The sequence below is a fragment of the Streptomyces sp. NPDC059917 genome (genome assembly GCF_042730635.1).
Taxonomy (GTDB): Bacteria; Actinomycetota; Actinomycetes; order Streptomycetales; family Streptomycetaceae; genus Streptomyces.
In genome coordinates, this window is the sequence record NZ_JBHWLC010000035.1 from 38,557 (window position 1) to 56,500 (window position 17,944).

The window sequence follows — 17,944 nt, forward strand, 5'->3', positions numbered from 1 at the left end:
TCGGCATTGCCCGACGCACCTTCACCCTTTCTCCACGGGCGGCGAGTCGGCTCCGTCCTGCGGCCCCACGGCGCGCCCGAGCAGGTCGCGCGCCGCGCGGATCCGCGCGGTCAGCTCGACGGGCTCCACGACCTCGAACTCGCATCCGAGCAGCATGAGGTGAATGACCAGCACGTCCAGGCTGACCGCTCCGGTGCGCAGCAGGCAGCTGTGCGCGTCCAGCGGCTCCAGCACCCCGTCCGAGGGCGCGATGGTCCGCGCCGCCTCCTCGGCCGGCAGCCGCAGCCGCACCACGGCCCGGGCCGCGTACCCACGGTGGGAGACGCCCTCGGAGACGTACGCCGCCAGGTCCTCGGCCGGGGGCGGGCGCGGGGTGAACCGGGGGCCGTGCGGGGGCCTCGGCTCGATCCGGTCCGCCCGGAAGGTGCGCCAGGCGGCGCGCTCCAGGTCCCAGGCGACCAGGTACCAGCGGCGCTCGGTGCACACCAGGCGGTGCGGCTCGACGGTCCGGCGGGTGCTCGCCCCGGCGTGGTCCCGGTAGGCGAAGCGCAGCCGTTCGCCGTCCCGGCACAGGGCCGCCAGCTCGGCCAGCACGGAGGGGTCCACGGTGGCGCGGCCCGGGCCGCGCAGCATCGGCACGGTGAAGGCGTTGAGGGCCGAGACCCGGCGCCGCAGCCGCGCCGGGAGCACTTGCTCCAGCTTGGCCAGGGCGCGTACGGAGGCCTCCCCGATGCCCTCGACGCCGTTCCCGGCGGCGGTCCGCAGCCCGATCGCGACCGCCACGGCCTCGTCGTCGTCGAGCAGCAGCGGGGGCAGCTCGGCTCCGGCGCCGAGCTGGTAGCCGCCGCCGGTGCCGGGGCTGGCGTTGACCGGGTAGCCCAGCTCGCGGAGGCGGTCCACGTCGCGCCGTACGGTCCTGGGGGTCACCCCGAGCCGCTCCGCGAGGGCGGACCCGGTCCATTCCCGGTGCGCCTGCAACAGCGACAACAGCCGCAACAACCGAGCGGAGGTATCCAGCATGCCCCCGAGTCTGCCAGCGCCGTACGCCCTCAATCGCCGGGCGGGCTGAATCGGCCCCGACCGGCCGCCGCCCCCGCCGGGCGAGACCGCCGACGGCTGCCGAAGCCTCCGGCGGGCCCTCAAACGCCGGGCAGGCTGAATCGACCCAGCCACATCCAGCCCCGCCGGCGATTGAGGCGCCGCCGCAGGCCCCGGCTACCGCAGGACGAACACCGCGCCCAGCCACATCCAGCCCCGCCGGCGATTGAGGCGCCGCCGGAGGCTCCGGCTACCGCAGGACGAACGCCTGGGTCAGCTCGGGCGCGGCGAGGGCGCGGCCGGGACGGGCGTGGGGGCCACGGCCCCCGGAGTCGGCGCCGGGGTCGGGGCCGGGGTCGACGGGGGGAGGGACAGGAGCGTGCCCACCGCCAGAAGCTCCGGCCGGGCCCCGATCACCCCCCGGTTCGCCTCGTACAGCACCCGCCACCCACCCCGCACCCGATGCCGCCGAGCGATCGAGTCCAAGGAATCCCCGCTCCGCACCACATGCATCCGCCCCGCCAACCCGTACCGCTTCGAGCAGACCGGCCACGCCTCCCACCCCTGCGTCCCCAGGACGTCCTCCGCGACCCGGATCTGCTGCTCCCGCGGAGCCAGGTCCGCGCGCGGCGCGTAGCCGAGCCCGCCGTGCTCCTCCCAGGTGGGCTGCCAGAACTGGAGCCCGCCGTAGAAGCCGTTGCCGGTGTTGACGTTCCAGCGGCCCGTGCTCTCGCAGTCGGCGACGCAGTCCCACGGCCACTGCCCGCCGGGCCCGCAGTCCCCGGCCCCCTTCCCGATCGTCCCCGGCGCACCGAGGGCCGAGACCCCGGCGGGCCCCGGCGCGGGCGGTGGTGGGGCCGACGCGTAACCGCGCGACGCCGCCGACGGTACGAACACCAGCGCGGCAGCCACCAACACGGCCGCCCGGATCCGGAATGTGGGCATCTGATCACGCTACGCAGCCCCCCCTCGCACCCCCGCCCCGCCACGCGGCCGCCCCCGCGCGGCCACCCGGAAGGCCGATCACCCCGCCCCCGCCAACCGTGCATTCCGCGCCGTCAACTGAGCACAAAGAGAAAAGAGTTGGCATGAAAGCAACGCTCCGTTCAGCCCATTCACTCGTCCGGGGGTCAGGTTCGAATCCGTTCCCTCATCCGGCGTGACCCCGGCCCTCGCTCCCCCGTTGATCCCGGCGAGCCGGGAACCGCCCGGTCCCGCACGCCGAGACGGAACGGCCCACCGGTCCGTCGTAGTCCGAGGAGTCACTCCGTGCCGCGCATGCTCGAGGTCAGTGATGACGTACGCGCCGAGATCGGCGACGAAGAAGCCAACCGGCTGCTCGCCGGTGACCAGGCCCCGAGCAGTTACGACTGCACCTCGTGCCGCACCCCGGGGGACTCGGAGCGCGAGCAGACCAGCACCGTGCTGTTCGTCGGCGAGGAGACCGCCGTCCTCGCCTTCGCCCACGCGCTGTGCATCCCCTCGCAGGTGGTCAACGTCTCCGAGGCCCAGCTCCAGGGCGCCGTCCGCAGCATCACCGGCACCGACCCGGCCGCCGAGGCCCCCGGCGACGCCTTCGCCGCCCCGGACGTCCCCCAGGCCGTGCCCGGCGGCCAGGCCGTCCTCGGCATCACCAGCGGGCTGGTCCTGATCGGCGGCGAGCTGCACCCCGCGCTCGTGGTCGAGCCGACCGCGCCGATCGCCCGCCCCGGCACCGACGGCCCCGGCGACGACTTCCTGCCCCTCCTCATCGAGCAGGGCTTCATCCCGGTCACCGACACCTCCGCGCTGCCCTCGCAGCTCTCCGGCTGGTCGGTGCTGCTCGCCGCGGGCCTGCTGCACGCCGTGCTCCAGCCCGGCATCGACGGCGGCGCCCCCACCTCCTGGTGGCAGGCCCACAAGGCGCTCTCGGTCACCGACGGCTGGCGCGCCGCCGTCAACAAGACCCAGCGCGTCCTCGTCTACGCCGCCCCCGTCGGCTCGATCGGCCAGCAGCCCCGCGAGGACCTGCTGCGCGACGCGCTCGACAAGGCCGCGGCGGGCGGCAAGCTCGTGGCGGCCTCCATGCCGCTCGCGGGCACCTGAGCCCCGCCCCGCTCCCACCGGACTGCCCTCGTCCGGTCCCGGCCCACGGACCCGTCCGTCGGGCGGGGGCCGGACGATGGCGTGCGCCGGGGGTGCGCGGTCCGTCCCGCACACCCCCGGCGATCTGCGATTTCTCCCCGGCGCCCCGCATCCGCAGGGCGCCGGTTTCGTTGGCAGATACGTGCATTCATACGATCCCTCCCGCGCCCCGTCCTATTCGAGCCCCATCCCCCCGATGCGCCCCGCATGGACGCGGGAGGGGACGCACGCCGCGCCGCACACCGCCTCGCCCACCCCGATCTTCGATGCCCTGTACTCGGAGTACCTGCGCTCCTTCCGGGCCCTGCCCGGCGACCGCAGCGGCGAGGAGGACCTCGGTTTCACGGCCTTCGGGACGGCCCCGGCAGCTCCGGGCAGCGCGCTGGCCACCACCGGGTACCCGGGCACGTACAGCAGCGGTCAGACCAGCACGAGCGGCTGGAACGGTTCCGCATGGCAGACCGACCCGTGGCAGCCCTCGTACGCGCCCCAGCCCGCGTACGTCCCCCAGCCCTCCTACGCCGGCCAGGGCGCCCAGGGGTACGCCACCGCGGGCACCGCCCCCGGATACGGCAACGGGCGCCAGCACCAGACCGGGATGCAGCACATCCCGGCGGCCCTGCCGCCCGCTCCGCGCCGGGGCTACTGACCCCGGGGCACCCGATGGGTGCGACTACTGCTTGTTGCTCTTGCTCTTGTTGAAGCCGCGCTTCTCGCGCACCCGCACCGAGAGGTGGATCGGGGTGCCCTCGAAGCCGAACTCCTCGCGCAGGCGGCGCTCGATGAAGCGCCGGTAGCCGTGCTCCAGGAAGCCCGAGGCGAAGAGGACGAAGCGCGGCGGCTTGGTGCCCGCCTGGGTGCCGAAGAGGATGCGGGGCTGCTTGCCGCCGCGCACGGGGTGCGGGTGGGCGGCGACGATCTCGCCGAGGAACGCGTTCAGGCGGCCCGTCGGGACGCGCGTCTCCCAGCCCTCCAGGGCGGTCTCGATCGCCGGGACCAGCTTGTCCATGTGGCGGCCGGTGAGGGCGGAGACGTTGACGCGCGGGGCCCAGGAGACCTGCTGCATCTCGGTCTCGATCTCGCGCTCGAGGTAGTAGCGGCGCTCCTCGTCCAGCTCGTCCCACTTGTTGTAGGCGATGACGATGGCGCGCCCGGCCTCGACGGCCATGGTGATGATGCGCTGGTCCTGGACGCTGATGTTCTCGGTCGTGTCGATCAGGATGACCGCGACCTCCGCCTTCTCGACGGCGGCGGCCGTGCGCAGGGAGGCGTAGTAGTCGGCGCCCTGCTGGAGGTGCACCTTCTTGCGGATGCCCGCGGTGTCCACGAACTTCCAGGTGATGCCGCCGAGCACGATCAGCTCGTCGACCGGGTCGCGGGTGGTGCCGGCCATCTCGTTGACGACGACCCGGTCCTCCTTCGCGACCTTGTTCAGGAGCGAGGACTTGCCGACGTTCGGACGGCCGATGAGGGCGATCCGGCGCGGGCCGCCGGGGGCGGCGGAACCGAAGGTCTGCGGCGGGGCCTCGGGCAGGGCCTCCAGGACGGCGTCGAGCATGTCGCCCGTACCGCGGCCGTGCAGCGAGGAGACCGGGTGCGGCATGCCGAGGCCGAGGGACCACAGCGCGGTCGCGTCGGCTTCGCCGCTCTGGCCGTCCACCTTGTTGGCGCAGAGCACGACGGGCTTGCCCGCCTTGCGCAGCAGCTTGACGACGGCCTCGTCCGTGTCGGTGGCGCCGACCTTGGCGTCCACGACGAAGACGACCGCGTCGGCGGTCTCGATGGCGTACTCGGCCTGGGCGGCGACGGACGCGTCGATGCCGAGGACGTCCTGCTCCCAGCCGCCGGTGTCCATGACCTTGAAGCGGCGGCCGGCCCATTCGGCGTCGTAAGAGACGCGGTCGCGGGTGACGCCCGGCTTGTCCTCGACCACCGCTTCGCGGCGGCCGATGATGCGGTTCACCAGGGTCGACTTGCCGACGTTCGGGCGGCCGACGACGGCGAGGACGGGGAGGGGGCCCGCGGCCGCCTCCCCGATCGCGCCTTCGACGTCCTCGATGTCGAAGCCTTCTTCCGCGGCGAGCTCCATGAACTCCGCGTACTCGGCGTCTCCGAGTGCTCCGTGGTCGTGCTGGTCGTTCATGAAGTCCGTTCCTCGTCGTTCGTGGTGATCGGTGGCACCCGCAGCGTGCGGGTCCACTACTGAGTTCAAGTCTCGCCTAGCGGCCGGTGAGCCGCTTGGCGTCGGCCAGGTGGCGGGTCAGCCGGTCCTGGATGCGTACGGTGGCCGCGTCGAGCGCCGTGCGGGTGCGGCGGCCACTGCCGTCGCCCGCGTCGAAGGCGTCGCCGAAGACGACGTCGACCCGCCCCTTGAAGGGCGGCAGTCCCTTGACCAGCCTGCCACGGCGCTCGGTGCTGCCCAGCACCGCGACGGGCACTATGGGCGCTCCGCCGCGGACCGCGAAGTAGGCGAGGCCTGCGCGCAGCGAGGCGAAGTCGCCTTCGCCTCGGGTGCCCTCGGGGAAGATCCCGAGGACCCCGCCGTCACCGAGGACGCCCAGGGCGCGGGTGACGGCCTCCCGGTCGGCACCGGAGCGGTCGACCTTGACCTGCCCGATCCCTTCCAGGAAGGGGCCGAGCGGGCCGACGAACGCTTCCTTCTTGATCAGGAAGTGCACGGGCCGCGGCGCGGTGCCCATGACCATGGGCCCGTCGACGTTGTGGGAGTGGTTGACGGCCAGGATGAGCGGCCCGGAGGCCGGTACCTTCCACGCGCCGAGCACACGGGGCTTCCAGAGCCCGTACATGAGCCCGATCCCGATCCGCCGGCCGACCGCCGCACCCTTGAGGGAGGGCGTTTCGCTCACCGGCCGCCGCCCGCCCTCTTGTCCTCCACGAGGGTCACCACGCACTCGATGACCTGGTCGAGGGTGAGTTCCGTGGTGTCGACCTCGACGGCGTCGGCGGCCTTGGCCAGCGGGGAGGTCTTGCGGCCGGAGTCGGCCGCGTCGCGCTTGATCAGCGCCGCCTTCGTGGCCGCGAGGTCCTGGGCGTGGGCGCCCTTCAGCTCGCCGCTGCGGCGGGCGGCGCGCGCCTCGGCCGATGCGGTGAGGAAGACCTTGAGGTCGGCGTCGGGCAGGACGGTGGTGCCGATGTCCCGGCCTTCGACGACGATCCCGGCGCCCGCCCCCGCCGCCTCGGCGGCGATGGTGCGCTGGAGGTCGGTGATCAGGGTGCGCACCTCGGGCACCGCGCTGACCGCACTGACCTTGGAGGTGACCTCCTGGGTGCGGATCGGCCCGGCGGCGTCGAGGCCGTCCACGCTGATGGTGGGCGCGGCGGGGTCCGTACCGGAGACGATCGCGGGCTTGCCGGCCGCGAGCGCGATGGCCTGCGGGTCGTCGAGGTCGATGCCGTTGGTGATCATCCACCAGGTGATGGCCCGGTACTGCGCACCGGTGTCCAGGTACCGCAGCCCGAGCTTGGCGGCGACGGCCTTGGAGGTGCTGGACTTGCCCGTGCCGGAGGGACCGTCGATGGCGACGATCACGGCGGACTGAGCGGCGGTTTCCACGGGGCGAGCACCTTCCTGGTTGCGCGTACGTGTCCGGGCGCGCTAAAACGCCCCTCCTTAAGGTTACCGACTCGGCGGAGCACCCGGCGCCGGTCGGTTCCGGGGGCCGCCGGGAGGGCTCCGGGAGGGCCGGGAGGCCTACTGGCGCAGGGCCCAGCCCCGCTCGCGCAGCTCGGCCGTGAGTCCCGCGACCGCCCGGGGCTCCACGCTGAGCTGGACCAGACCGGCCTGCTGCCCGTTGGCGTGCTCGATCCGTACGTCCTCGATGTTGACCCCGGCCCGACCGGCGTCGGCGAAGATCCGCGCCAGCTCGCCCGGCTGGTCGCTGATCAGCACGGTCACGGTCTCGTACACGGTCGGCGCGGAGCCGTGCTTGCCCGGGACGCGCACCCGGCCCGCGTTCCCGCGGCGCAGCACGTCCGCGATGCCGTCCGCGCCGCCGCGCCGCTTCTCCTCGTCCGCGGACTGGAGCCCGCGCAGCGCCTGCACGGTCTCCTCCAGGTCGGCGGCGATCCCGGTGAGCACGTCGGCGACCGGTCCGGGGTTGGCGGAGAGGATCTCCACCCACATCCGCGGGTCGGAGGCGGCGATCCGGGTCACGTCGCGGATGCCCTGCCCGCACAGGCGCACGGCGCTCTCGTCGGCCTCCTCCAGGCGCGCCGCGACCATGCTGGAGACCAGTTGCGGGGTGTGCGAGACCAGCGCGACGGCCCGGTCGTGGGCGTCGGCGTCCATCACGACGGGCACGGCCCGGCAGAGCGCGACCAGCTCCAGCGCCAGGTTCAGCACCTCGTGGTCGGTGTCCCGGGTCGGCGTCAGCACCCAGGGCCGTCCCTCGAAGAGGTCGGCCGTGCCGGCGAGCGGTCCCGAGCGTTCCTTCCCGGCCATCGGGTGGGTGCCGATGTACGCGCTCAGGTCGGCGCCCAGGGCCTCCAGCTCGCGCCGCGGGCCGCCCTTGACGCTGGCCACGTCCACGTAGGCCCGTCCCAGCCCGCGCCGGATCGCGTCGGCCAGGGTCGTGGCCACGTGCGCGGGCGGTACGGCGACGATCACGAGGTCGACCCTGCCCTCGGCGGGTTCGTCGGTGCCGGCGCCGAAGGAGGCGGCGGTGCGGGCCTGGGTCGGGTCGTGGTCGCTGAGGTGGACGGTGATCCCGCGGGCGGTCAGGGCGAGGGCCGCGGAGGTGCCGATCAGTCCGGTTCCGATGACGGCGGCGGTTCTCACGGGGGCTCCTCGGCTGGATCACGATCGGGCGTGCGGTGCGCCGCACGGTCCCAGCGTAGTCAGCCCGCACGCACCGGGGCCCGGCGGTCCGCCGCGCGGGGCGGACCGCCGGGCTCCGGTCCGGGGCGGCCGGTGGCCGGGTGTCCGGGTGTCCGGTGGCTCAGAGGTTCTGCTGCTTGATGATGTCCTCCAGCGAGCCGGTGGGCAGGGACCCCTGGGGGGTCAGCTTGTCGACCGCCTGGGGCAGCGCCTGGGCGATCTGGTCGGCCGCCTCCTGCGGGCTGACCCCGGCCTGCTGGGCGGCCTGCTGCAGGGCCTCGTCCGGCAGGGCCTCGGCGATCTGGGCGCCGCTGACCGCCTGGTTGTCGCCCGTACCGACCCAGGACTGGGCCTGGTCGACGAGGCCGGACTTGGTCAGCATGTCCAGCAGCCCGCCGAGCGGGTTGTTGCCGCCGCCGGCCGCCTGGGCGCCACCGCCGCCACCGGCGCCGCCGAGCGCGCTGAGCAGGGCGCCGAGGATGTTGCCCGCGCCGCCACCGCCCTGGCCGCCGCTCCCGCCGCCGCCGAGGAGACCGCCGAGCAGGGAGCCGAGGTCGTTACCCGCCATCGTCATGCCTTTCGAAGAGGGAGCCGGGCTGCGGCCCTTGGCCGACCCGGCATCGAGAACACGGCCAATGTCACCCGAACCGGACGGGGCCGCCACTGGGCGGCGTCCGGCCCCGCGCCCTGCGGTAGAACGAACGGCATGATCTTCCACATCGTCGCCCTCGCCGACTGGTCCGCCGCGCCCGAGCGCCCGTACGCCCCGCCCTCGCTCGACTCGGAGGGCTTCGTGCACTGTTCGGGTGACGCCGCCACCGCGCTCGCCATCGCGCAGGCGCACTACGCGGCCGTGCCCGGGCCGCTGCTCGCGCTCGAACTCGACGAGGCGGCGCTGACCTCGCCGGTCCGCCGGGAGGGTGAATCCGGCGGCCGCTACCCGCACGTCCACGGCCCGTTGAACCGGGACGCGGTGGTCCGCGTGTGGGAGGTCGTACGGACACCGGGGCGCCCGGCGGAACTGGCTCCGCCGACGCCCGGCCACTGACGGGGCCGGCGCGGCGGGGCGGCGGACGGCGGCGCGGCAGGCTTCTCACGGAGCCCCCGACGCGCCAGGATGCTGCTGCCCCACCGACCACCCCAGCAAGGAGATGTCATGAGCGAGCCCACGCGCACCGCCCGGCGCACGGTACTGGCGGCAGGGGCGGTGGCCCTGGCGGGCGGCGCGCTCACGGCGTGCGGCGGCGCCGACGAGAAGCCGGCGAACGGAGCCGGCGCGGCCACGCCGCCCTCCCCCGCCGCGTCGTCCCCGGCCGCGCCCTCCTCCGCCGCGTCGTCCCCGGCCGGGGGCGGGGCGACCGGCAAGGCCCTGCTGAAGGCCGAGGCGGTACCGGTGGGCGGGGGCACGGTCCTCAAGGACGAGAAGCTCGTGGTCACCCAGCCCACGGCGGGCTCCTACCGCTGCTTCACCGCGGTCTGCACCCACCAGGGCTGCCTGGTGAACAAGGTGGAGAACGGCACCATCGACTGCCCGTGCCACGGCAGCAAGTTCCAGGTCGCCGACGGGTCCGTGGCCCACGGTCCGGCGACCCGTCCGCTGGCGGAGAAGAAGATCGTGGTGTCCGCGGCGGGCGAGATCACCCTCGCCTGACGGCGATATCCCTTCGCGGGGCGGGCCGCCACCCGCCTACGCTGCGGCGATGGACAGGAACGACGAGCAGGCGCTGACGCTGGTGCGCGAGCACACGGTCTACGCGTGCGTGACGGGGTCGCGGGCGTTCGGTCTGGCCACGGGCGCGAGCGACACCGACCGGCGCGGTGTCTACCTCGCCCCGACCCCGCTGTACTGGCGGTTCGAGAAGCCGCCGACGCACGTGGAGGGGCCCCGGGAGGAGGAGTTCTCCTGGGAGCTGGAGCGCTTCTGCGAGCTGGCGCTGCGCGCCAACCCCAACATCCTGGAGTGCCTGCACTCCCCGCTGGTGGAACGGCTGACCCCGGTGGGCGAGGAACTCCTCTCGCTCCGCGGGGCCTTCCTGTCCCGGCGCGCCCACACCACCTTCGGCCGCTACGCGGCCTCGCAGCGCACCAAGCTGCGCGCGGACGTCCGCACGCACGGCGCCCCGCGCTGGAAGCACGCGATGCACCTGCTGCGCCTGCTGGAGTCCTGCCGGGACCTGCTGCGCGGCGGCGAGCTGACGATCGACGTCGGCGAGCGGCGCGAGGACCTGCTCGCCGTCAAGCGCGGCGAGGTCCCGTGGGCCGAGGTCGAGCTCCGGATGTCCCGCCTGGAGGCGGAGTGCGAGGCGGCCCTCGCCACCTCCCCCCTCCCCGCCGACCCGGACCTCCCCCGCATCGAGGACTTCCTCACCCGCGCCCGCCGCGCCTCAGCCCACTGACCCCGGGAACCGGGTGCGCGTACGCACCACGAATCCATCGAGCACCCCGTGCACACCGGCACCGGCCTGCTCCGGCAGCGCACTGCCCGCCTGCGCCGCGTCCAGCACGCCGTGCAGCGCCGTGAAGTCGCGCAGCAGCAGCCCCGTGTCCGGTCCCCCGCACGGTCCGTGCTCGGCCGCGACCTTGGCCGCGATCAGCTCCGGCAGGTACCCGGGCGCCCCGGCCACCTCGGCCACGAGAACCGGCAGGTTCGCCTGCACCCCGCCGCCGCGCATCAGCACGATGCCGGTCAGCAGCGCCCGGAAGGCGTAGAGCAGCGGCTTGCCAGCACGTACCCGTTGGGCCGCAGCATCAGCCGGACGAACTTGCGCAGGTCGTGGGTGACCAGGTCCATCTCGGTGCCGTCCCGGTCCCACATCCGGGTCCGGGTCTCCTCCGGCGGCTGGAGCCCGAAGAGCGCCTCGGGGGGCAGCAGGTGGACGCCGCGCAGGTCGACGTCCGAGTCGCGCGAGGGGAAGCCGTACAAGTGGGCGCCCGAGACCGTGGCGAAGAGCAGCGGGTCGGGCTGCTCGGCCACGACGGGGGCGAGGTCGACGTTCGACGTGTCCAGCACGGCTCACGCGTCCCAGAGGGTGCCGAAGGCCAGGAGTTCGTCGCGGTATTCGATGCGGCCCTCCCAGTCGCGGGGCCAGGCGTCCGCGCCGAGGTGGGCGCCCGCGAAGGCGCCCGTGAGGCAGGCGATCGAATCCGAGTCGCCCGCCGTGCAGGCGGCCCGGCGCAGGGCGGTCAGCGGGTCCTCGGGGAAGAGCAGGAAGCAGTGCAGGGCGGTGGCCAGGGCCTCCTCGGCGATCCAGCCGTCGCCGGTGGTCAGGCAGGGGTCCGTCTCTGGGGAGGGCTCGCGCAGGGCGGCCGACAGCCGGTCCAGGACGGCCAGGCATTCGTCCCAGCCGCGCGCCATGTACGACTCGGGCGTGGCATCGGCCGTGGTGCGCTGCCACAGGTCGCCGAGCCACCGCTCGTGGTAGCGGGTGCGGTTGTCGAGGGCGTACGAGCGCAGCAGCCCGACCAGCCCCGTCACCTCGGCGCCCCGGGCCAGCAAGTACACGGCGTGCGCGGTGAGGTCGGAGGCCGCGAGCGCGGTCGGGTGCCCGTGGGTGAGGGCCGACTGGAGCTGGGCCGCGCCGGCCCGCTCCTCCTCGGTCCAGCCCGGTACGAGCCCCACCGGGACCACCCGCATGTTCGCCCCGCAGCCCTTCGAGCCGACCTGGCTGGCGTCGCGCCAGTCGCGGTCGGGCCGTGCCAGCAGGGAGCAGGCGACCATGCAGGTGCGGCCCGGGGCGCGGTTGTTCTCGGGCGAGCGGTACCACTCGACGAACTCCTCGCGGACCGGCCGGGTGAGCCGCAGCGGGGCGAGCGGCCCCCGCTCGGCGGCGGTCCGCATCCCGCGGGCGAGGGCCAGGGTCATCTGGGTGTCGTCGGTGACGATCGCCGGGCGCGGCAGCGCCATCCGCCGCCAGGGGCCGGTCTTGGCGAGGATCGAGGGGACGTCGTTGAACTCGGTGGGGAAGCCGAGGGCGTCGCCCAGGGCCAGCCCGGTCATCGCCCCCGTCGCCGCCCGCTTGGTGGCCGTGGTCATCGTGTGGGTCCTTCCGAAGGGCGGAGCAGGGGCGGGTGGAGGGCGCTCGCGCGGCCGGCCCGGTAGAGCGCGGCCGGTTTGCCGCGCCCGCCGGTCAGCCGGGCGGCGCCCGGCACGGCGTCGACGAAGCCGGGGGTGGCGAGCACCTTGCGGCGGAAGTTGGGCCGGTCCAGGGCCGTGTCCCAGACGGTCTCGTAAACGCCCTGGAGTTCCCCGAGGGTGAACTCGGGCGGGCAGAAGGCGGTGGCCAGGCAGGTGTACTCCAGCTTCGCGCCGATCCGCTCGCGCGCGTCGGCCAGGATCACCGCGTGGTCGAAGGCCAGTTCGGGGACCGGGTCGCGGACCTCCCCCAGCGGCACCCAGCGCGCGTGCTCGGCGTCGCCGCCGCCCGTCGCGGCCGGTTCGGGCATGTCGGGCACCAGCGCGGCGAAGGCGACCGAGACGACCCGCATCCGGGGGTCCCGGTCGGGTTCGCTGTAGGTCCGCAGCTGTTCCAGGTGGAGGTCGGCGACCACCGCACCGGGCAGCCCGGTCTCCTCGGCGAGCTCGCGGCGGGCGGCGGCCTCGGCCGACTCCCGGGGCAGCACGAAGCCGCCGGGCAGCGCCCAGGCCCCGGCGTACGGCTCCTGGCCGCGCCGGATCAGCAGTACGTGCAACCGCGCCTCCCGCACGGTGAAGACGGCGAGGTCGGCGGCGACGGCGAAGGGCTCGAAGGCGGCCGGGTCGTACCCGGCGGGGCGCGGGGCCCGGGGCGGGGCGCTCACCGGTGCTCCAGGGGCCGTACGTCCTCGGGGAGCGGGTCGGCGAAGTACCAGCCCTCCGCGAGCAGCCCGTCGACCGCCGCGACGGCCGTCTCCAGACGCTCCTCGCGGTCCCCGCCGATGACGAGGAAACGCCTGCCGGTACGGGTGAGTTCCTCGTGGAACCGGCCGGTCATCCAGGGGCGCAGCTGCGGCCCGTCGCGCAGCCCGTCGTCCTCGAAGGGGACGCCCTCGTGGTCGGTGAGCAGGTACAGGTCCCGTCGGGGCCCCGAGCGGGCGATCTCCTCCACCTCCGCGCTGCGGGCGCCGACGTAGCGCTCGTGCCAGATGCCGGTGGCGAAGGAGTCGGTGTCGCAGAAGAGCACCGGGGACCCGAGCCGGGCCGCCGCGTCCTCGTCCGCGTCCTGACGGCGCGCGATCACCGGGAACTCGGCGGAGGCGAAGGCGGCATCGGCCCAGTCCGCCGCCGGGTCCGCGGCGCGCAGGGCCGCCAGCTTCTCCTCGCTGTAGCGGCGCCCGTACTCGGCGACCCAGCCGGTCTTCGCCCAGACCCCGCCCCGGCGCCGGTAGTGCGCGGCCAGCGCCCGGGAGAGGGTGGTGGTGCCGGTGGACTCGGCGCCGAGGACGACGACCCGCCGGGCGAGCGCGGCCCGTACGCCCGGGCCGAGGAACTCCCAGGTGGTCACGGGATCCGCGCGCACCGCCGTCCCGGAGACCGGGAAGAGGGAGCGGGCGGGGTCGACGCACACCTCCTCGGCGCCGAAGCGCCGGGCCAGCTCGGCGCCGTACTCCTCGGAGGTGAAGACGGCGTCCACCGGCTCCCCGACGGCGCCCCGGAAGACCGCCATGTGCGCCTCCCAGACCGCCGGGTCGAGGAGGTCGACCGGGATGTCGTCCACCGCGCCGACGACCCGCGCCCCCGGGTGCGCCTCGCGCATCCAGGCGACCCGGTCGGCGAGCGGCACCGATTCGACGGAGGCCGCGCAGACCAGGACGGTCAGCCGCTCGCACTGGTCCTGGGCGGTGCGCACCAGGTGGTGGTGGCCGGCGTGCGGCGGGTAGAACTTCCCGAGCACCAGCCCGTGCCCGTGGCGCCGCCCGTGCGCGCTCACGCGCCCGCTCCCACGGCCGCGGTACGGGCGCCGGACGCGGTGGTCGCCTCGCGCCGCCAGTTGCGCAGCCCGATCAGGCACAGGACGAGGAATCCGGCGTAGAGCACGGAGGTCAGGTAGAGGCCCTTGTACGCGTACAGCGGGATGTACACGAGGTCGGCCGCGATCCACAGCCACCAGGACTCGACGAGCTTGCGGCACTGCCCGTAGGTGGCCGCGAGCGAGAGCCCGGTGGTGAGCGCGTCCCAGAAGGGCACGGTGGAGTCGCTGACCCGTCCGAGGAGCAGGGTGAGGGCGAGGACCCCCACCGCCCCCGCCGCGGCCAGCCAGGTCCATTCGGTGCGCGTGGTGGCGCGCACCGGCAGGGCCTCGGCCGTTCCCGGTCCACCCCCGTGGGTCCAGGACCACCAGCCGTAGGCGGCGAGGGCGATGAAGACGATCTGCAGCCCGGCGTCGGCGTAGAGGCCGGCCCGGGCGAAGAGCACGATGAAGAAGACGTTGTTCGCGATGCCGATCGGCCAGTTGGCGACGTGCTGGCGGGCCACCAGCCAGACGCACAGGGCGCCGGTGGCGAAGCCGAGTACCTCGGTCCAGCTCATGACCGCCCCCCCTTCTTTAATAGTCACCATGACTATAAAGTGGTGCGGCGGCGCCAGGCAAGGGAAAAGCCCGCGGCGCCGGTGGCGCCGCGGGCTCTCCTGGGTGGTGCGGTGGTGCGGGGTGGTGACCCGGCCCTGCTAGAGGCCGACCTCCCGCATGAGCATGCCGACCTCGGTGTTGGTCAGGCGACGCAGCCAGCCCGACTTCTGGTCACCGAGCTCGATCGGACCGAAGGCGGTCCGCACGAGCTTCTCGACCGGGAAACCGGCCTCGGCCAGCATGCGGCGGACGATGTGCTTGCGGCCCTCGTGGAGGGTCACCTCGACCAGGTAGTTCTTGCCGAGCTGGTCGACGACGCGGAAGTGGTCGGCGCGGGCGTAGCCGTCCTCCAGCTCGATGCCGTCCTTGAGGCGCTTGCCGATGTCACGCGGCAGCGGGCCGGTGATGGCGGCGACGTACGTCTTCTTCACGCCGTACTTCGGGTGCGTGAGGCGGTGGGCCAGCTCACCGTGGTTGGTGAGCAGGATGATGCCCTCGGTCTCCGTGTCGAGCCGGCCGACGTGGAACAGCCGGGTCTCGCGGTTGGTGACGTAGTCGCCGAGGCACTGGCGGCCGTCGGGGTCCTCCATCGTGGAGACGACGCCCGCGGGCTTGTTCAGCGCGAAGAACAGGTACGACTGGGTGGCGACGGTCAGGCCGTCCACCTTGATCTCGTCCGACGGCTGGACGCGCTTGCCCTGCTCCAGCACGATCTCGCCGTTGACCTCGACGCGCGACTGCTGGATCAGCTCCTCGCACGCGCGGCGCGAACCCATGCCCGCACGGGCGAGCACCTTCTGCAGGCGCTCCCCCTCCTCCTCGGCGCCCGGGAAGGTCTTCGGGGTCTTGATCTCGGGCTTGTCGGCGTAGCGGTCGCGCACGCGCTCTTCGATCCGCGCCTCCAGCTCGCGCGGCTTGGCCTTGCCGCTGCGGCTGCCGGGGCCGATCCGCGGACCACCCGCGCCGCCGATGCCGGGGGTCCTGGAGGTCTTGGGGCCGCCCTTGGCGCCACCGCGGGCCGCCGCGCCGCGCGCACCGCCACCGCGGTTGCCGTCGGCCGCGCCACGGGCACCGCCGCCGCCCGCCTTGGCACCGCCGCGACCGTTGCGCTCGCCCTCGGGGCCCACGTCGTAGCGGCGCTCCTCGGGGCGGGGGTTGCGGATCCGCGGCGCCGGGGCCTGGTCGCGGTCGCGCGCGTCGGAGCCGCCCTGGTAGCCGCCGGAGCCGCCGCCCTGGTAACCACCGCGCGAGCCGCCGCCCTGGTAACCGCCACCGGAGGACGAGCCACCACGGGAGCCGCCGCCCTGGTAACCGCCCGAGCCGCCACCCTGGTAGCCGCCACCGGAGGACGAGCCACCGCGCGAGCCGCCGCCCTGGTAACCGCCGGAGCCGCCACCCTGGTAGCCGCCGCCGCGGGAGGAGCCGCCGGAGGAGGAGCCGCCGCGGGAGCCACCGCCGCCGGAGGAGCCGCCTCCGCGGTAGTTGCCGCCGCCGCCGGAGGAGGAGCCGCCGCGGGGGTTACCACCGCGTCCGCCACCACCGCCGCCGCTGTTCCTGTTGCCGCCGCCGTTGCCGTTGCCGCTGCTTCGCATCAAAGTTCCGTCGTCTTGTCGTCTTCAGAATCGTCCGGGGCGTACGCCTCGTCCGGATCGAACGACGGCACACCCTCCAGCGTCTCGGCTTCGATCGCGTCCGCCTCGGGGAGGAAGGGCGCGAGCTCCGGGAGCTCGTCCAGGCCGCGCAGGCCCATCCGCTCCAGAAAGTAGTTCGTCGTCCTGTACAGGATCGCACCTGTTTCGGGTTCCGTCCCCGCCTCGGCCACCAGACCGCGCTGCAGGAGGGTCCGCATGACCCCGTCGCAGTTGACTCCGCGCACCGCCGAGACCCGCGAGCGGCTCACCGGCTGGCGGTAGGCGACCACCGCCAGCGTCTCCAGCGCGGCCTGCGTGAGCCGGGCCTGCTGGCCGTCCAGGACGAAGCCCTCCACGGCCGCCGCGTACTGCGGCCGGCTGTAGAACCGCCAGCCCCCGGCGATCAGCCGCAGCTCGAAGCCGCGGCCCTGGCGGGTGTACTCGTCGGCCAGCTCCCGCAGCGCGAGCGCCACCTCCCGGGGGGTGCGCTCCAGCACCTTGGCCAGGTGGGCCTCGGTCGCGGGCTCGTCGACCACCATCAGTACGGCCTCCAGCGCCGGCCCCAGCGCCAGCTCTCCCACGTCACTCATCCCGCGCGCCTTCCCCGGTCCGGTCGAACTCGTCACTCACGGTCAACGGCGCCGGGGCGCCGTCCGCGCCCGCCGCGCCGGTCCAGCGGACGGTGAGCGTCCGCAGGGCCTCCTCCTGCTCCAGGACGACCACCTTCTCCCGGTACAGCTCCAGCAGCGCCAGGAAGCGCGCCACCACCGTGAGGGTGTCCCGCGTGTCCTCGGTCAGTTCCTGGAAGGTGGCCTCGCCACGGGCCCGCAGGATCCGTACGACGACCTCCGCCTGCTCCCGGACGCTGACGAGCGGTGCGTGGATGTGGTCGACGTACACCTCGGGCCGGGCCCGCGGCTGCATGGCCTTGACGGCGAGCCGCGCGAAGCCGTCGGGGCCGATGCCGATGACCACCTCGGGCAGCAGTTCGGCGTGGTGCGGCTCCAGCCCGACGGTGCGGGGGTGGCGCCGGCCCTCGTCCTCGGCGCGCTGCTCGAAGATCGTGGCGATGCGTTTGTACGCGCGGTACTGGAGCAGCCGGGCGAAGAGCAGGTCCCGCGCCTCCAGCAGCGCCAGGTCCGCCTCGTCCTCCACCTCGGCGACCGGCAGCAGCCGGGCGGCCTTGAGGTCGAGGAGGGTGGCGGCGACGACGAGGAACTCGGTGGTCTGGTCGAGGTCCCATTCGGGCCCCATGGCCCGGATGTGCGCCATGAACTCGTCGGTGACCCGGGAGAGGGCGACCTCCGTGACGTCGAGCTTCTGCCGCGAGATCAGCTGGAGCAGCAGGTCGAAGGGGCCCTCGAAGTTCGCCAGCCGCAGCCTGAAGCGGCCGTCGCCCGCCACGGCTCCCGGATCCCGCGCACCGGGATCCCCGGCCGCGCCGTCGGGCGCTCCCGTCGGCCCACCGGGCTCCGCAGGCGGCCCTTCGGGCTCCGCGGCGCTCGCGCCCCGCGCCCCGGACCCGCCACGAACGCCCTCAGCGGGCCCCTGAGGCCCTTGCGCGGCCTCCGGGTCCCCCGCGGCCGGTAGGGGCCGTACGGGCTCCGCGGCGCCCTCCAGGGCGTTCTCCGGCGGTTCGGGAGCGGCCCGGCCGGGGCCGCGGCCCAGGCTGCGGCGGGTGGGACGGCCGGGGTCGGCGGTCGAGGGAGGCATCGCGGTCCAGGGAGTGCGGGGGCGGAACGGTCGTTACGGCCCCCATGCTGCCGCCT

Annotated in this window: 19 protein-coding genes and 1 pseudogene; 5 read left to right on the top strand and 15 right to left on the bottom strand. The window is 74.4% G+C overall.

Annotated features, from left to right (window positions below):
- Positions 1–21: 21 nt before the first annotated feature.
- Together ACFWAR_RS21085 and ACFWAR_RS21090 are read right to left on the bottom strand one after the other, a co-directional pair.
- Positions 22–1,020, bottom strand: a complete 999-nt coding sequence (locus tag ACFWAR_RS21085; protein ID WP_385779279.1) for a helix-turn-helix transcriptional regulator — start codon at positions 1,018–1,020, stop codon at positions 22–24.
- Positions 1,021–1,311: 291 nt separating this feature from the next.
- Complete coding sequence (locus ACFWAR_RS21090; RefSeq protein WP_385779281.1) at positions 1,312–1,983, bottom strand: transglycosylase family protein; 672 nt, start codon at positions 1,981–1,983, stop codon at positions 1,312–1,314.
- A 324-nt stretch (positions 1,984–2,307) separates the two neighbouring features.
- Here ACFWAR_RS21090 and ACFWAR_RS21095 point away from each other — a divergent pair, with 324 nt between their 5' ends.
- Both ACFWAR_RS21095 and ACFWAR_RS21100 read left to right on the top strand, forming a co-directional pair.
- A complete protein-coding gene (locus ACFWAR_RS21095) occupies positions 2,308–3,123 on the top strand; it encodes a hypothetical protein (RefSeq protein WP_385779283.1) in 816 nt (271 codons plus the stop codon).
- Between the two features lie 235 nt (positions 3,124–3,358).
- Entirely contained in the window at positions 3,359–3,811 is a 453-nt protein-coding gene (locus tag ACFWAR_RS21100) for a hypothetical protein (RefSeq protein WP_385779285.1), read from the top strand.
- Between the two features lie 24 nt (positions 3,812–3,835).
- Here ACFWAR_RS21100 and der read toward each other — a convergent pair whose 3' ends face one another.
- The 5 genes from der to ACFWAR_RS21125 form a co-directional block, all read right to left on the bottom strand.
- On the bottom strand, positions 3,836–5,305 hold the full coding sequence (gene der / locus ACFWAR_RS21105) for a ribosome biogenesis GTPase Der (protein ID WP_385779287.1): 1,470 nt from the start codon (positions 5,303–5,305) through the stop codon (positions 3,836–3,838).
- A 76-nt stretch (positions 5,306–5,381) separates the two neighbouring features.
- Positions 5,382–5,969: a lysophospholipid acyltransferase family protein gene (locus ACFWAR_RS21110; RefSeq protein ID WP_385779346.1), complete on the bottom strand. Its 588-nt coding sequence runs from the start codon at positions 5,967–5,969 to the stop codon at positions 5,382–5,384.
- Positions 5,970–6,025: 56 nt separating this feature from the next.
- Positions 6,026–6,736 (bottom strand): (d)CMP kinase, encoded by a 711-nt coding sequence (cmk, locus tag ACFWAR_RS21115; protein ID WP_385779289.1) that lies wholly within the window; start codon positions 6,734–6,736, stop codon positions 6,026–6,028.
- Between the two features lie 138 nt (positions 6,737–6,874).
- Positions 6,875–7,960, bottom strand: a complete 1,086-nt coding sequence (locus tag ACFWAR_RS21120) for a prephenate dehydrogenase (RefSeq protein ID WP_385779291.1) — start codon at positions 7,958–7,960, stop codon at positions 6,875–6,877.
- Positions 7,961–8,120: 160 nt separating this feature from the next.
- Positions 8,121–8,636 (bottom strand): YidB family protein, encoded by a 516-nt coding sequence (locus ACFWAR_RS21125; protein WP_385779347.1) that lies wholly within the window; start codon positions 8,634–8,636, stop codon positions 8,121–8,123.
- Positions 8,637–8,705: 69 nt separating this feature from the next.
- Between ACFWAR_RS21125 and ACFWAR_RS21130 the strand changes: the two genes are divergently transcribed.
- From ACFWAR_RS21130 to ACFWAR_RS21140, 3 genes are all read left to right on the top strand, one after another.
- Positions 8,706–9,047, top strand: a complete 342-nt coding sequence (locus ACFWAR_RS21130; RefSeq protein WP_385779293.1) for a DUF952 domain-containing protein — start codon at positions 8,706–8,708, stop codon at positions 9,045–9,047.
- A 108-nt stretch (positions 9,048–9,155) separates the two neighbouring features.
- Positions 9,156–9,650, top strand: coding sequence for a Rieske (2Fe-2S) protein (locus tag ACFWAR_RS21135; RefSeq protein ID WP_385779295.1), 495 nt, complete (start codon positions 9,156–9,158; stop codon positions 9,648–9,650).
- Positions 9,651–9,699: 49 nt separating this feature from the next.
- On the top strand, positions 9,700–10,395 hold the full coding sequence (locus ACFWAR_RS21140) for a DNA polymerase beta superfamily protein (RefSeq protein WP_385779297.1): 696 nt from the start codon (positions 9,700–9,702) through the stop codon (positions 10,393–10,395).
- Here the strand turns inward: ACFWAR_RS21140 and ACFWAR_RS21145 are convergent.
- From ACFWAR_RS21145 to ACFWAR_RS21180, 8 genes and pseudogenes are all read right to left on the bottom strand, one after another.
- A pseudogene (locus ACFWAR_RS21145) lies at positions 10,384–11,009 on the bottom strand (DNA polymerase beta superfamily protein). The gene ACFWAR_RS21140 and the pseudogene ACFWAR_RS21145 sit on opposite strands and share 12 nt — an antisense overlap.
- A gap of 3 nt (positions 11,010–11,012) precedes the next feature.
- On the bottom strand, positions 11,013–12,032 hold the full coding sequence (locus tag ACFWAR_RS21150) for an ADP-ribosylglycohydrolase family protein (RefSeq protein ID WP_385779299.1): 1,020 nt from the start codon (positions 12,030–12,032) through the stop codon (positions 11,013–11,015).
- A complete protein-coding gene (locus ACFWAR_RS21155) occupies positions 12,029–12,796 on the bottom strand; it encodes an NUDIX domain-containing protein (RefSeq protein WP_385779301.1) in 768 nt (255 codons plus the stop codon). The genes ACFWAR_RS21150 and ACFWAR_RS21155 overlap by 4 nt, the downstream gene beginning before the upstream one ends.
- A complete protein-coding gene (locus tag ACFWAR_RS21160; protein ID WP_385779303.1) occupies positions 12,793–13,905 on the bottom strand; it encodes an AAA family ATPase in 1,113 nt (370 codons plus the stop codon). Before ACFWAR_RS21160 ends, ACFWAR_RS21155 begins: the two co-directional genes overlap by 4 nt.
- The gene (pnuC, locus tag ACFWAR_RS21165) at positions 13,902–14,504 is read right to left on the bottom strand and encodes a nicotinamide riboside transporter PnuC (protein ID WP_385779305.1); all 603 of its coding nucleotides are present in this window, start codon (positions 14,502–14,504) and stop codon (positions 13,902–13,904) included. Before pnuC ends, ACFWAR_RS21160 begins: the two co-directional genes overlap by 4 nt.
- Positions 14,505–14,642: 138 nt before the next feature.
- On the bottom strand, positions 14,643–16,136 hold the full coding sequence (locus ACFWAR_RS21170; RefSeq protein ID WP_385779307.1) for a pseudouridine synthase: 1,494 nt from the start codon (positions 16,134–16,136) through the stop codon (positions 14,643–14,645).
- Entirely contained in the window at positions 16,136–16,765 is a 630-nt protein-coding gene (scpB, locus tag ACFWAR_RS21175; protein WP_354384103.1) for an SMC-Scp complex subunit ScpB, read from the bottom strand. The genes ACFWAR_RS21170 and scpB overlap by 1 nt, the downstream gene beginning before the upstream one ends.
- The gene (locus ACFWAR_RS21180; protein WP_385779309.1) at positions 16,758–17,888 is read right to left on the bottom strand and encodes a segregation/condensation protein A; all 1,131 of its coding nucleotides are present in this window, start codon (positions 17,886–17,888) and stop codon (positions 16,758–16,760) included. The genes scpB and ACFWAR_RS21180 overlap by 8 nt, the downstream gene beginning before the upstream one ends.
- Positions 17,889–17,944: the final 56 nt, after the last annotated feature.